This is a genomic window from Methanobrevibacter sp. TLL-48-HuF1, from assembly GCF_023617305.1.
Classification (GTDB): domain Archaea; phylum Methanobacteriota; class Methanobacteria; order Methanobacteriales; family Methanobacteriaceae; genus Methanocatella; species Methanocatella intestini.
On the sequence record NZ_CP081485.1, the window covers coordinates 1286075 to 1300434 of the forward strand.

14 protein-coding genes and 6 tRNA genes are annotated in these 14360 nt (G+C 32.6%); 16 read left to right on the plus strand and 4 right to left on the minus strand.

The features are described 5' to 3' along the window. Positions 1–48 precede the first annotated feature (48 nt). Positions 49–381 carry a hypothetical protein gene (locus K4897_RS05940; RefSeq protein WP_019264985.1) on the plus strand — a complete coding sequence of 111 codons (333 nt, stop codon included), beginning with the start codon at positions 49–51 and terminating at the stop codon, positions 379–381. On the opposite strand, the gene K4897_RS05945 is transcribed toward K4897_RS05940, so the two are convergent. Further along, on the minus strand, positions 378–1367 hold the full coding sequence (locus K4897_RS05945; protein ID WP_019264984.1) for a radical SAM protein: 990 nt from the start codon (positions 1365–1367) through the stop codon (positions 378–380). The two genes, K4897_RS05940 and K4897_RS05945, sit on opposite strands and share 4 nt — an antisense overlap. A 201-nt stretch (positions 1368–1568) precedes the next feature. Between K4897_RS05945 and K4897_RS05950 the strand changes: the two genes are divergently transcribed. From K4897_RS05950 to K4897_RS05985, 8 genes are all read left to right on the plus strand, one after another. Then, positions 1569–1641 (plus strand) — tRNA-Asn (locus K4897_RS05950). 5 nt (positions 1642–1646) lie between these two features. Continuing rightward, positions 1647–1720: transfer RNA gene (locus K4897_RS05955), tRNA-Ile, on the plus strand. 25 nt (positions 1721–1745) lie between these two features. After that, positions 1746–1820 (plus strand) — tRNA-Glu (locus K4897_RS05960). Between the two features lie 56 nt (positions 1821–1876). Next, a tRNA-Leu gene (locus tag K4897_RS05965) sits at positions 1877–1959 on the plus strand. Between the two features lie 28 nt (positions 1960–1987). Further along, positions 1988–2063, plus strand: a tRNA-His gene (locus K4897_RS05970). A 31-nt stretch (positions 2064–2094) separates the two neighbouring features. Then, entirely contained in the window at positions 2095–2502 is a 408-nt protein-coding gene (gene hjc / locus K4897_RS05975; protein WP_004032839.1) for a Holliday junction resolvase Hjc, read from the plus strand. A 63-nt stretch (positions 2503–2565) separates the two neighbouring features. Then, a tRNA-Trp gene (locus K4897_RS05980) sits at positions 2566–2714 on the plus strand. 48 nt (positions 2715–2762) lie between these two features. Next, the gene (locus tag K4897_RS05985) at positions 2763–3371 is read left to right on the plus strand and encodes an MBL fold metallo-hydrolase (protein WP_019266732.1); all 609 of its coding nucleotides are present in this window, start codon (positions 2763–2765) and stop codon (positions 3369–3371) included. A 1-nt stretch (position 3372) separates the two neighbouring features. Here the strand turns inward: K4897_RS05985 and K4897_RS05990 are convergent, their stop codons facing one another. Beyond that, on the minus strand, positions 3373–4023 hold the full coding sequence (locus tag K4897_RS05990; RefSeq protein ID WP_250415720.1) for a TrkA family potassium uptake protein: 651 nt from the start codon (positions 4021–4023) through the stop codon (positions 3373–3375). A 57-nt stretch (positions 4024–4080) separates the two neighbouring features. After that, positions 4081–5517 (minus strand): TrkH family potassium uptake protein, encoded by a 1437-nt coding sequence (locus tag K4897_RS05995; protein ID WP_250415721.1) that lies wholly within the window; start codon positions 5515–5517, stop codon positions 4081–4083. A gap of 82 nt (positions 5518–5599) precedes the next feature. Between K4897_RS05995 and K4897_RS06000 the strand changes: the two genes are divergently transcribed. From K4897_RS06000 to K4897_RS06020, 5 genes are all read left to right on the plus strand, one after another. Beyond that, positions 5600–6652 carry a UPF0104 family protein gene (locus tag K4897_RS06000; protein ID WP_019264979.1) on the plus strand — a complete coding sequence of 351 codons (1053 nt, stop codon included), beginning with the start codon at positions 5600–5602 and terminating at the stop codon, positions 6650–6652. A gap of 85 nt (positions 6653–6737) precedes the next feature. Next, complete coding sequence (gene fhcD, locus K4897_RS06005) at positions 6738–7628, plus strand: formylmethanofuran--tetrahydromethanopterin N-formyltransferase (RefSeq protein WP_019264978.1); 891 nt, start codon at positions 6738–6740, stop codon at positions 7626–7628. Positions 7629–8057: 429 nt separating this feature from the next. Continuing rightward, the gene (locus K4897_RS06010; RefSeq protein WP_250415722.1) at positions 8058–9590 is read left to right on the plus strand and encodes an NAD(P)H-hydrate dehydratase; all 1533 of its coding nucleotides are present in this window, start codon (positions 8058–8060) and stop codon (positions 9588–9590) included. A gap of 1 nt (position 9591) precedes the next feature. Beyond that, on the plus strand, positions 9592–10305 hold the full coding sequence (gene sfsA, locus K4897_RS06015) for a DNA/RNA nuclease SfsA (protein ID WP_250415723.1): 714 nt from the start codon (positions 9592–9594) through the stop codon (positions 10303–10305). Positions 10306–10396: 91 nt separating this feature from the next. Next, a complete protein-coding gene (locus tag K4897_RS06020; RefSeq protein ID WP_019264975.1) occupies positions 10397–11011 on the plus strand; it encodes a hypothetical protein in 615 nt (204 codons plus the stop codon). A gap of 163 nt (positions 11012–11174) precedes the next feature. Here the strand turns inward: K4897_RS06020 and K4897_RS06025 are convergent, their stop codons facing one another. Next, positions 11175–11897, minus strand: a complete 723-nt coding sequence (locus tag K4897_RS06025) for an NAD-dependent protein deacylase (protein ID WP_250415724.1) — start codon at positions 11895–11897, stop codon at positions 11175–11177. Positions 11898–12017: 120 nt separating this feature from the next. Here K4897_RS06025 and K4897_RS06030 point away from each other — a divergent pair, with 120 nt between their 5' ends. Both K4897_RS06030 and K4897_RS06035 read left to right on the plus strand, forming a co-directional pair. Continuing rightward, complete coding sequence (locus tag K4897_RS06030; protein ID WP_250415725.1) at positions 12018–13517, plus strand: DUF2193 domain-containing protein; 1500 nt, start codon at positions 12018–12020, stop codon at positions 13515–13517. A gap of 15 nt (positions 13518–13532) precedes the next feature. Next, positions 13533–14303 carry an MIP/aquaporin family protein gene (locus tag K4897_RS06035; protein WP_250416958.1) on the plus strand — a complete coding sequence of 257 codons (771 nt, stop codon included), beginning with the start codon at positions 13533–13535 and terminating at the stop codon, positions 14301–14303. Positions 14304–14360: the final 57 nt, after the last annotated feature.

The window sequence follows — 14360 nt, forward strand, 5'->3', positions numbered from 1 at the left end:
ATTATGTAAGTATTTATAATAATAGATTAATAAATATTTGTGATTTTTATGTCTGATGAAGTTTTATTTACACAAAAATTAGTATCAAAAGATAATGATAATAAAGTAAATATTGAGTGGATTGTTGAAAACAATACTGGTGAATTAATAGAAGATGTGTTGGCATTATCTCAATGTTATACTCATGATTTTGGAAACTTTGAGGATGGTGAAGTTAAATCAATCAGTTTTGATGTAGAACTTCCATCTACGGAAAGTTTAAAAATGGATTTTGGTGATGATGCAGTAATTCCGGATAAAATTACATTTGGTGGTGCTTCTTTAACTTATTTAGCTAATGGAGTTTCTTTTAAAACAAAATCTAACATATTAGAAATTTAATATTTGTTTTTCAAAGATTCCTTTATATATCTTTTAATAAATTTGTCCAGTTCGGAATTAACATCACTTTTTGGATTTCCCAGTTGTTTTTTATCAGTAAATGTTCCTTTAAGTTGGCGTCCGGACCATTTAACTTCTTCTTCTACTCTTTTTCCATATTTTGTTCCAAACATTTTAAATAATGGGAATTTAGTTATTCCATTGGCTCCGCTTAAAATAAGAATTCCAATATTTGCTAAATTATCAATCCATGTTCCGCAGATTATTGTAATGTCCGGAAATGTTAATCTAACTTTAGCTACCACTTGGGCATAATAAAGTGAAGCTGGCTGTGAGCTATTTGCATATACAGTTTCTTTATGAGGATTCAATGAGTAAAAAATTACTCTGTCAATTTTGTGATCTTTAATATAATCAATTAAATAATCAACATCGTCTAATGTTTCTCCAAGACCTAAAATTACAGTAATAGCTTTTTCAAATCCTAAATCTCCAGCTACATCTAACATATTGCTTATTTTATCTAATGATTTACTTGGACATACTTTCTGATGTAGTTTAGGATTGGCTACTTCAACAGCTCCAGTAATTCCTTTTATTTCTGAGCCATATTCTTCCAACTCCTCTGTAATCCCCGTATTTAACCAAACACTGTCTCCTGTAATGTTTTTAATGGTGGTTGCTATTTCTTTAATTTCTGCAGTTGTAAATGACTTATAACCTCCTGAAAGGAATTCAATATTCCAATTTAAACGCTTACACATTTCTGCTTCGGCATAGATGTTATGTACATTACGTCTAGCTTTGGTTGGGTCTTTAATTTTATCTTTTTGAGTAGACATGTAACAAAAAGCACAATCTCCTTTATCACACCACCAGGAAAGGAATATTGCTCTTTCAAGACTGATTTCATTTCCATGTTTTTTTAGTGTGGTTTCATTTGCCTTTTTTATTAAATCAAATATGTTAGAATCCATTTTAATCATTATTCTTTATTGTTTGTTTTAATATTAATAGTTAAAGTTATATATTAGTTTATCCAAACTATATTATAGTTTGCTTCTAATTTTATTTAGATGTAATTTAATCAAAACATTTATATAGTATTAAATTCAAACTAATTAATACTGTTTGAAGTCTTTTGATTTGAATGGGTTTATTTGGTTAAGACTGGTGGGTACTCATATGCCATCGTAGCTCAGTAGGTAGAGCGTTCGGCTGTTAACCGATTGGTCACAGGTTCGAGCCCTGTCGATGGCGCTTTTGGGCCCATAGCTTAGCCAGGTAGAGCGTCCGGCTCATAACCGGAAGGCCATGGGTTCGAACCCCATTGGGCCCATTTCAATTAAATTATGTCATTTATTGCTCCGGTGGTGTAGTCCGGCCAATCATTTCGGCCTTTCGAGCCGAAGACTCGGGTTCGAATCCCGGCCGGAGCATTTTAAAAACTTGTTAAGATTTTTAATGGTTTCTATGTATCCTTTCTTTTGTATAAGCGGGGGTGCCCGAGAGGCCAAAGGGGACAGGCTTAGGACCTGTTGACGCAGGTCTACCAGGGTTCAAATCCCTGCTCCCGCATTCTAACAATTTTTTATTTATTTCTTATGCCGGGGTAGGGTAGGCGGTCATCCTACGGGACTGTGGATCCTGTGACTCGGGTTCAAATCTCGGCCCCGGCCCCATTATTAAACTATTTTTTATGAGATTATTCTTATGGCTAAAAAAGGGTCTGCTGAAGAAAGGGATTTAGTGCATAAACTTTGGGAAAGAGATTTTGCAGCTATGAGAGCTCCAGCTTCTGGAGGTGCAACTAAGAAACCTTTGCCTGATGTTGTAGCTGGAAACGGTAAATTATATTTGGCTATTGAAGTCAAAACTACAACTAAAGATAAAATTTACATAGATTTTCCTCAAATTGATGCATTATGTGAGTTTTCTGAAAAATTTGGTGCTAAACCATATATTGGAGTTAAATTCAAGTATACAAAATGGTTATTTTTAGAACCTGAGAAAACTCCACGCACTAAAAGTGATAATTATAAAATTGAAAAAGATTTTGCCCTTGAAAAAGCCCTGGAAATTGATGAAATTACAGGTATTGACAGGCAAATGAAATTCTGATAATAACATTTATATAGTAATTAAATCATACTAATAATAGTATGTTATTATAACATATCTGTTGGGGTTATAGTGTAACCTGGCATCATCTGGGACTCCAGTTGTCTTTGAAGAAAATATACGCGTAACTGAACAGTATCCGTTGTGATGATCAATTGGAGTACTGAGGCAAGAGACATCCCAGGATCGGGGTTCAAATCCCTGTGACCCCATTTTTATAAAAAACTACTTTTAAATATTATAATTTCAATACTATTTTTATGAATTCTGAAGATATTATATGGATTCCAGGTTATAATTTAGATTCTAATTGTTATCTGATTGATGATATGTTAGTTGACACTGGAGCTGGAGATAATAAAGAATACCTTTTTTCTAAACTTAAAGAACATGGTGTCAATCCTGAAGATATTAAATTAATTGTTAACACCCATTGTCATTTTGATCATGTTAATGGTAATTGTTTTTTCCCTAATGCTAAAATAGCTATTCATAAAATTGATGCAATAGCTTTAAGGGAAGAAGATAATCCTGATACTGTAGCTAGCCATTTCGGATCCAAAATTAACTGTCATAAAGTGGATATTGAATTGGAAGAGGGAGATAAAATAAAAGATTTTGAAGTGATTCATACTCCCGGCCATTCTAAAGGAGCTATCTGTTTATGGGATGGTGAAAATCTGATTAGTGGAGATACAGTATTTGGTCAGGGTGGCGTTGGCAGAACTGATATTGGCGGCAGCTGGGCTGATTTAAAAGAATCTGTAGAAAAACTGAAAAAATTAGATGTTAAAACAATCTATCCCGGACATGGGATGATTGACAATAATGGGAAAAAGAGTATTGAAATGTCTTATTCTCATTTTTAAATTATTTTTCTAATTTTTTAGCTGCTTTTTTAAATGCCCCTCTTTTTACAAGAACAGTGACTTTTTCTCCACGGCTTATAACACTGTCTGTTTGAGGTATCACTAATTTGCCTTTTTGGTATGTAGCTATTATTATATAATCTTTTGTTGGTGATATTTCTCCTATTTTTTTCCCAACAACCTTATTGTTGGTTATTGTCATATCGAAGATTTCAGCATCTCCTTCACCAAGGGTGATTAGGTCTGCAACATTAGGTCTTGTTACAAGTTTTTCTAAAAGTCCTGCAGCTGTAACTTCAGGGCTGATTACATTGTCTATTCCAACTTCCATAAATGCCTCTTCATGATCAGGATTACTTACTCTGGCAATAATTGTCGGAACATTATATTTTTTAACTAAAATACAGGATAATAAGTTTGCTTCATCATTTCCGGTTGTAGCTATGAAAAAGTCAGCATCTTCAATATTGGTTTCTTCCAATAGTTTTGAACTAGTTCCGTTTCCACAAATTACAAGTGCATCAAGTTCTGCAGCTACTTCTGAACATAATGATTCGTCACTTTCAATTAAAGTAATGTCATGTCCGTCTTCTATTAATAAATTTGCAAGGTTAAGGCCTACACGACCTCCACCCATTATTATAATATACATTTCAACTCTCCCTCTTTAATAATACATTAAATTTATTTTTGAATATTATAAATATTTTCATTTTTTAAATATTTCAAAAATACCTCTAAATAAGACTAATATTGGGTAAATTTCCAATCTTCCTACCCACATATCTAAAATAGACACTGCTTTTAAAACAGGGTGGAGAGTATTGTTCAATACTCCAACATCCAATCCGTTGTTTCCTTGAAGAGATATTATACTAAATAAGCTGTCAAATGGAGGATATCCGTAAAAACAAAATATGAGCCAGGTTATTGCAATAATAATTAAATATAATGTTATAAAGTTTCCAGTTTTTCCTATTTCCTTTTCAGATATTCTTCTTCCGGATATTTTAATAGGGATTATTCTGCCGTCTGGTGAAAGAATTTCTTTTATGTGTCTGTAAATGGTTTTGACATAAGTTATTATTCTGAAAAGTTTAATTGCACCTACAGTAGATCCGCTGGAACCTCCAATTAACATTAAAATCATTAAACTAAGTAATACAAATGACGGCCATCCTGCCATAGTGGAAGCCAGTTGGACATTAGCTCCTGTTGTGGTAATTGCTGAGGTAACTGTAAATAAAATGTCAATCGGTATAATATGTGATGCCAGATAAAGAATTATTGTAACAAAAGTGATTATGCAGATTAATGTTTTAAATTGTAAATCTTGGATTAATGACCTTCCTTTTGTTTTAATGATTTTATAATGTGCTAAAAAGCTTGTAGCTCCTAAAACCATCAGCATAATTGAAATTAGATAAATCAGATCATTGTGATAATATCCAATATTTGCATTTTTAATACTCATTCCTCCGGTTGCAATCATACAGAATGTAGTACAGACAGAATCAAAAGCAGGCATTCCAGCTAAAAGATATAATATTATTCCAATTATTGTATAAATTAAATAGATTTCAATAGTTTTTTTAAGTGTGGTTTTGACACTTGGTTTTAAGCGTTCTTCACGAGCTTCAGATTGGTATAATTTAGCAGATGCTGTACCGGGTCTTGTTAAAATACCAATCATCATCACCACTACTCCTAATCCTCCAACCCATTGTTCAAATGCTCTAAAATATAATATGCTGTGAGGCAATATTTCAACATTATCAAACATTGTGATTCCAGTACCGGTTAATGCTGAAGTACTTTCAAAGATACCATTTAAAAAATCAGTCCCTGTTGCAAGTGAAATTACAACACCGCCGATGACACTTGCCCACATCCAGGCAATTGATGAAATCATCATCCCGTGTTTTAATCTCATTTTGCTGTTGGAGTATTTATCAAGAGCTTTCATACATATGTATCCTAAAATAACTGAAAAAACTCCCGGAATAATAAAACAGGCATAGTTAAATTCAAAATAGATTAAATCGATTAATAATGGAAACAAGCACATTAATCCCACACAAATCATTACTACTCCTGAATATCGGCTAACTATGTATAAATCTGTTTTAGTTATATATTTCATCATTTAATGTTTTTGAATAAATAGCTATATAAATATTAACTAGCAAATTTAAAATAAGTATATTCTATATTAGTTGTGTGAAATCATGAAACATAAATCATTAATATTTCTATTTATCAGTTTTCTTATTTTGGGCATTATGCTTTGGTTTGTAGGGATAGGTGATATATTAGGTGCTTTAAAAATAGCTAATTTATGGTTTATCGCATTAGCTGTTTTAATTCAGGTTGTTACTTATTATTTATACACTTTGCGTTGGCAAATCATTAACAAGATGGACGGTATTGAAATATCCATCAAGGAATTATTTCCTATTGTTATGGTTGGTTTAGCTGCAAATAACATTACTCCTGCTGGAAGGGGTGGTGGAGAACCTGTAAGGGCATATATATTGTCTAGAGATAAAGGTTATCCAATGGAAGAAACATTTGCAACTGTAGTAGCTGATAAAGCTTTAGATACTTTTCCATTTGTTTTCTTGGCTATTTTGACAATTATTGGAATAACTTTCTACTTTAAGCTGGATTTATGGATTTTAATATTGATGGTTGTTGCAGTAATAGCTATTGTAGCATGTTTAATTTTACTTATATATATGTCTGTAAATCCAAAATTCGGTAAAAAAGTTGATAATTGGATTATTGGATTAATTAGAAGATTTTATAAGAAAAATTCAATGGAATTGGAACAAAAAGTACATACTGTAATTAATGGATTTCAGGATACCATGAAACTTGTAATTTCTGATAAAAGGATTTTACATCATGCTCTGCCTTTATCTTTTGTCATATGGGTATTTGAGATTTTAAGAGTTTATATTGTGTTTTTAGCCTTTGGAGCTCATGTAAGTCCGGTTATCATTGGTGAAGTATTTATTATGGCATCTTTAATTGGTATGATTCCACTTTTGCCTGGTGGACTTGGTGCTGTAGATGGGGTAATGATTTTATTTTACTCAACGGCAGGAATAACTCCGTCATTAAGTGCAGCTGCTACTGTAATTGAAAGATTAATTTCATTCTGGTTAGCTACTGTAATAGGAATGCTGATTTTACCTCATTATGGTTCTTCAGTTCTTGATAAAATTTCATTTAATTCAAACTCTGATGATAAATCTGATGATGAACTGCTGGAATGAATTAAATAGAAAACTTTATTTTATTTACTTTCTATATTTTTTAGTATAGCAAAAATTGATTTTTTGTAAAATATTTGGTGAAAATATGGAAATTAATGGCGTAGAAATTAAAGATAATTATGCAGAAGGTTTTGGAATTAAAGTAACTAGAATTTTAGTTACAGCAGCTACTAAAAGATTAGCTAAAATTGCAGCTACTGAAGCTACTGGATACGGAACTTCTGTTATTGGATGTCCTGCAGAAGCAGGTATTGACTGTTACGTACCACCAACTGAAACTCCTGACGGAAGGCCAGGTTATGTTATCATGCTCTGTCAAGGATCTAAAAAACAGTTAGACCATGAACTTCTTGAAAGAATTGGTATGTGTATTTTAACTGCACCTACTACTGCAGCATTCAATGTTCTTGATGACGCTGATGAAGAACTTAAAACCGGTTTTAAATTAAAATTCTTCGGTGACGGATTTGAAGATGAATTAGAAATTGACGGTAGAAAAATGCATTCTATCCCAATTATGTCTGGTGATTTCTTAGTGGAATCTACTTTTGGTTTCAAAGCTGGTGTAGCTGGTGGAAACTTCTTTATCTTAGCTGAAAATCAAATGGCTGGAGTAATGGCTGCTGAAGCTGCTGTTGATGCTATTTCAGCTGTTGAAGGTGTAATCACTCCTTTCCCTGGAGGTATGGTTGCTTCCGGTTCTAAAGTAGGTTGTAACAATTACAAATTCTTAAATGCATCTACCAACGAAAAAATGTGTGTAACTTTAAAAGACAAAGTTGACTCTGACATTAGGGAAGATGCTGATGGAGTATTTGAAATTGTTATTGATGGTATTGATGAAGAATCAGTACGTGCTGCAATGAAAGCAGGTATTGAAGCAGCATGTAATGTTCCTGGAGTGTTAGAAATCGATGCAGGTAACTTCGGTGGAAACTTAGGAGCTTACAAAATCAACTTGCAAGATTTATTCTAAGGGTATTGTCCCTTTTTCCCTTTTTTTTATTTTAATTTTTTCATTCTTGAATTTTTACTCGTTTTTTAAAAATTGCTTTCACTTCGAAATATTGTTTTCAAATCCAAGTGAAATTATATATTTAACATGGGATATAAGATATTTTGGAGCATGTAATGGTGTTATTGCATGCTCTGTGTTTGCAGATATATGGTATGAATATTGATGCAAATTCGTCTGGTTAGTTTTTTGTGATACAAAAAGAGTCCAGTTAGGCATTAACTAGCTGGACATACTTTTTGTATTTGGTTAAATATATAACTGGATATTTTAACACTTTAAATTGGTTATGTGTCCATTTTACATGGACACTACTTCTATTTTTAAATTTTAAAATTAAAAAGAATTATTAAATACAATTTTTAAATGTATATCTGACTGGTGATTTTTATGGATCCTATAGATATGACTGTTACAGATTTAAATTGTGAATATTTAGGTTTATCAAGACTTTGTTTAATGGAATCTGCCGGAAAATCTCTTGCAGAAGAAGTAGGTAAAATAGCTGTTTATACATTCTCAAAACCTGTTAAAATAATTATTTTTACAGGCTCTGGAGGAAACGGTGGAGACGGTTTTGTAGCGGCAAGATATCTTTTAAACAGAGGATATGACGTTGATATTTACATGTTAAAAGATAAAAACGGAATTCATTCACTTGAAGCTAAAACTAACTATGAAATACTTGAAAACATGAAACCAAGATTTTCCCGTTTGACAGTTCATAATCTAAACACAATTGATGATATAAATAACTGTGAAGTAGCTAATAGCGACAGTTTTTCAGAATTTATTATTATAGACGGAATTTTGGGAACTGGAATTCATGGTAAATTAAGAGAAAACATAAAAAGAGCTATTGAAGTTATAAACAGTTCCAATGGATTGACAGTTAGTGTTGATGTTCCGTCTGGTCTTGATCCGTTAACCGGTCAGATACATGACGTGGCAGTTAAACCCCAATATACTGTAAGCTTTCATAAAGTAAAAACAGGAATTCACAAGGCAGGTGAAGAAAAAGTTGGGGGAATCGTAACCTGTGATATTGGAATTCCGATTGAAGCGGAATACTTTATAAATTATGGAGACATGATTAAACTTAATAAAAGATCTTTAAAATCACACAAAGGAAATAACGGTAAAGTTTTAATTGTTGGAGGCAGTAAAGAATATTCGGGTGCTCCAAGTATTGCAGGACTTGCAGCTATTGGTGCAGGAGCTGATTTGGTCTATGTTGCAGCTCCTGAATCTGCAGCTTTAGCTATTTCAACACATCCGGATTTAATTGTAAATTCATTAAAAGGAGATTACTTAACTGCAGAACATGCTGAAGAAATTTTGATGATGGTTGATAAGGCTGATGCTGTTTTATTGGGTCCTGGAGCAGGAATTAATGATGAAACAGGAAAACTGTTAAATATTTTAGCCAGTAAAATTAAAAAACCATTGGTTTTAGATGCAGATGCTCTAAAGCAGGTTAAACCTCAAATTATTAAAAATAGGGATGATGTAATTTTAACTCCTCATATTTTTGAGTTCAAATCATTTTTTGGCAAAGACATTAAATTAGATTTGGACAGTTATGATTTTGCTGAAGTTGATGAAAATATTTCAGAGTTTCAGCAGGTCGTAAGACAGATCAACGGTGCTGTTGTGGTTAAAGGTGCAATAGATTTGGTGATTCAGAAAAATAAATTTAAACTTAATAAATCCGGAAATCCCGGAATGACTGTTGGAGGAACAGGTGATGCATTGGCAGGAATAGCTGTTTCATTACTATCTAAAGGTTTAAATGCATTTGATGCAGCTACTTTAGCTATTTTCATCAATGGTCTTGCAGGAGATGAAGCATATCTGGAAAAAGGTTATGGATTTGGAGCTACAGATGTAGTTGCACATATCGGAAAGGTAATTAAGGGATAATATGGATTATGTTAAAGGTATTTTTAAAAACAGACCTAACAGATTCATAGCTGAAGTTGAAGTTGACGGAAAAATTGAAATAGCTCATGTGCCTAATACTGGAAGGTGCAAAGAGCTTTTGGTTGATGGTGCTGCAGTTTATCTTAAACCTTCCGATAATCCGAAAAGAAAAACCAGATTCACTCTTCATTTTGTTGTAAACAAAGGGGAGCTAGTGTCACTTTACTCACAGGAAGCTAATAGCATTGTCTATGATGCAATATTAAATGGCAAAATAAAAGAGCTTCAGGGTTATTCATATCACCAAAGGGAAAAACAGGTCGATGATTCAAGAATTGATATATACTTGGCTAATCAGGAAGATGATTGCTGTGGAATGGAGTTTTTAGTTAACAGCTGTTATATTGAAGTTAAAGGAGTAACTTTGATTGTTGACGGTGAGGCAAGATTTCCGGATGCACCAACTGAACGGGGAGCAAAACACTTAAAAGAATTAATTAAGCTTAAAAATGAGGGAAATCGTGCTGTAGTATTTTTCTTAATTCAGCATCCTGCAGGCAACTATTTCCGGCCAAACTGGGAAAATGATCCTAAGTTTTCCCAAACTTTAGTTGAAGCTGAAAAGGCAGGTGTTGAAATACTTGTCTATAAATGCAATAATACTCTTGAAGGAATTGAATTAGTTCCAGAATCTTTAAATTATGATTTGGATTAATGTATTGGGTTAATTTCAAAGTATTCTGGCTGTGTTTTATGTGAAAATATTTATTAATATTTTAATTACAACATTATAATTGGTGTATAATATGTTAGATAAAAGAGTAACTATTTTGTCGATTATAGTCATTATTTTGATAAGTATGCTCGTTATTCTATGTTTTGGAAGTAATTTTTCATCTATTTTTAAACAGGAAACGGATTTGACTATAACTTCGAATTCAACATTAAATAATGGTGATAATTTCACGGTTAAACTAACTGATAGTGATGGGGAGCTAATAGCTAATAAAACTATTTGTATAAGTTTAACAGATGATGAGGGTAATGTTAATAACTTAAATGTCACTACTAATGAAAAAGGCATAGCTAGTTTTGGTATAAATGCCAATTCTGGAAATTATTCCGCAAAATGTGTATTCTTAGGTGATGATAATTATGATTCATCTAATGTCACACATAAGGTATCTATTGTAAATAGGGTGGTTTCACTAGATTCTTCTTCAGATGGTCAGTCACAGACTTATAGTTATGGGAGTACTGGTTCTTATTCAGGTTCATCATCTTACTCAAATGGGCCGTGGAGAACTTGGATTAATGGTGGTTATGAATATATGAGTGAAAAAGAGTATTCTGAAAGATTCCCGGTTTTATATCATTTAAGAACTGATGGTCAGGGTCAATATGATAAAATTGAAGATTAAATTTAATATGTAACTCATTGGGGATAAAATTAACATATCTTCATATTTTATTTATTTTCATTTAATATTCACTTTTAAACATTCAATTTTTTCAATTCAATTAAAATATTAAAAAGAGGGGATTGCATGATTTGAAGAAACATATCTCAGTTAACAGTAAAATTCATATTATTTTAGCTAATGTTTCTCCGATAGCTTCATTAATTACTAAAGTAGCTAAATTATCATAATCAGTCTGGCTTTTGTTAATTAAAACTAAATTTTTGCCTTTGAAATAATTTATAAGTCCTGCTGCAGGATATACTACAAGTGATGTTCCCCCAACAATTAAAGTGTCTGCAGACATAATGTATTCCGCTGATTTATTTAAAATATTCATGTCCAGAGATTCTTCGTATAAAATAACATCAGGTTTTATAATTCCTCCGCAGGTACAGTGTGGTATGCCTTCACTTTCTAAAATAAAGTCAAGATCATATTCTTTTTTACATATTCCACAGTAATTTCGATAAACACTTCCGTGAAGCTCCAATACATTTTTGCTTCCTGCTTTCTGGTGTAGGCCATCAATATTTTGTGTAATTATTGCCTTTAATTTCCCTTCCTTTTCTAATCTGGCCAGAGTATAATGTGCAGGATTGGGCTCTGCTTCTGGAAAAATTAAACAGTCTTTATAATAGCTAAAAAACTTATCAGTATGTTCTAAGTAATAGCTATGTGAAACTAATCTTTCAGGTGTATCACCATATTTTTCCAGGCTTTTAAAAATTCCGGATTCACTTCTAAAATCAGGAATTCCGCTTTCAGTTGATACTCCTGCACCTCCAAAAAATACAATACTGTCTGAAGCATCTATAATCTCTTGCAGTTTTTCTATTTTGTTCATAGTATAGCATTATTTGCTATGTAATATATAGTTTTCAGTTAATTTTATAATTTATAAAGATTACATATATTAAATAAGTTGAATTATTTTAAATTCAACTTTTCTGTGGAGTGGGTTAAAATGAGAGAGTTATTTGAGAAAATGATTGATGAGTCAATGACTGCTCAAAGAGCTGACATTGACACAATTAAGAAAAAAAGAGGAACTGATTTTAAAATAAAAGATGCAGAACCTTATGTTAAAGTAGCATCAAAAATGGAGGCTATGGATAATCAGGCTCAAAGTGTGTTTGACTTGCATATAAATTCTGTTAAAACACATTTTGATACACTGTGCAGTCTTACAGATACGGTTATACCTGAAGATGATCCTTTTGTTGAGCATTATCAAACTCCGGCAATTCTTGAGATATTAACTGAAGAAGATGCTAGTTTTTCAGATAGCTTAGATAAATTTATAGATAAAATAGCTTCATGTGAAGCATTAATTGGAAAAGAAGTTATAAGACGTTACGGAGGTTTTTATGGCCCTACTTGTGTTGTTGATTTTGCATTGATTCCCGGAAGCACAAGTAATGTTGTTAATCAAATACTGTTAGAAACAGATATTCCTGAAAATCATAAACAGGCTATTTTAGCTGCTAAATCATGGGGTATGAATACTTCTTATGGTGTTGGAGAAGCTTTTGCCAATGCTTTGGAAGGGGGTTCAACCGCTGCTGAGGCAGTTAGTGAAGAAATAGATACATTACAAAATATATATAAAAACCCAATTGAAGCTCAAGGCCAGCTTATGGATAATGCGGGTCACTCTTCTTTTGATGTAAGAGAATATATGAATTCCTATAAGAAAAAAATGAGAAGTACAGTTATTGGGGCAATGGAAGATGATGTCCATTATGGTAATATTTTAACTGTTCCCGCATACTGTGTAGGTGATATTGCTCACCATATTTCTCAGTCAACATTCAATATGTGTAAGGATGATATGATTATGGGAATTATTGAAGCTACAACTGATGTTATTGAAACATCATTAAGGGGCAATTTAGATAATTTCAAAAGTGTTTTTGATGTATTGTCATTTGCTACTGGTTCATCAGCATGTGCAACTGAGTATATTCTTGAACTGGACGGTTTCAATGCAATTATGATTGTTGATTTGTTAACTAAACGTTTCCATAATTTTGTTCAGCAGTTCCCAACAAGAGGTGCTGCTGCAGAGCTGCACAACTGTGACTTTATGGATATGATTTACAGAGGTTGGGGATATTTGGATAAAGCTAGAAAAGGCAGAGCTTCTGAATCAGGCATATTAAAACCATTTGTTTCTGGTTTTGAAGTTAATTTAAATCCTGTTGAAGAAAATGAAGTAATCATGAACCCTCAAAGATATGCATATCCTGCATGTGCCATTTCTGTAAGGTTCTCTTCTTTAATGAGATTGGCAGATTATCCTTGTTTGCTTACCAGTGAACCAATAACTGCAACTATGATGACCAACATCATGGCTCTTAATAAAGAAGATGCAGGATCTCCAGTTAAAGGCTGTAAAAATTGTGCATCTGCTTCATTAATTGATTTCAGGCATGATTTCTGTCAGTGGAAAGATGCAGTATAAATGGAGTGTGTTATTATGGCTCCATGTGGTATTGGAAAAAAATTCATTGCTGAATTGCTTGGAACATTTTTCTTAGTATTTTTTGGAACAGGTTCTGCAGTTATCACATTGATGATATCAGAATCAGTTAATCCAAATAATGTAGGTATTGGAATTTTAGGCGGTTTGGGTGATTGGATAGCTATTGCACTGGCATTTGGGTTAACTGTAATGGTTTGTATCTATCTTTTTGGAAGAATTTCAGGAGCTCATTTAAATCCTGCAGTTACAGTTGGATTGCTGGTTAGTAAAAATATTTCTTTAGCAGATTCTGTGTATTATATTGTAGCTCAGGTAATCGGTGCTTGTTGTGGTAGTTTAGCATTAGTTTTATGTTTAGGAATGCCTTCAGTGGTTGTTGGTGGTTTAGGTGCAACTGCTCCGGGTATGGGTGTAAGTTATTTACAAACAATATTTGCGGAATTTATCGGAACTTTCTTTTTAGTGCTTGTAATAATGGGTGTTGCTGTTGATAAAAAAGCTACTCCTAACTTTGCAGGTTTATCTATTGGTTTTACAGTAACTGCAGTTATTATTTTTTTAGGGCCATTTACTGGAGGTTCTATAAATCCGGCACGTACATTTGCTCCTTATTTGATGGATTATTTGGTTGGTGGAATAAATCTCTGGATGTATTTCCCAATTTATTTAATAGGTCCAATTGCAGGAGCTATTGCTGCATCATTAGTATATACTTATCTGGCTAAAGATAATGATGTTTGTGAAATACCAGGACCATTTAATTAGTTGCTATTTATGTAATGGTAACTAATTTTTATTTTTTTTAAAAAAAAGTAATTTAAG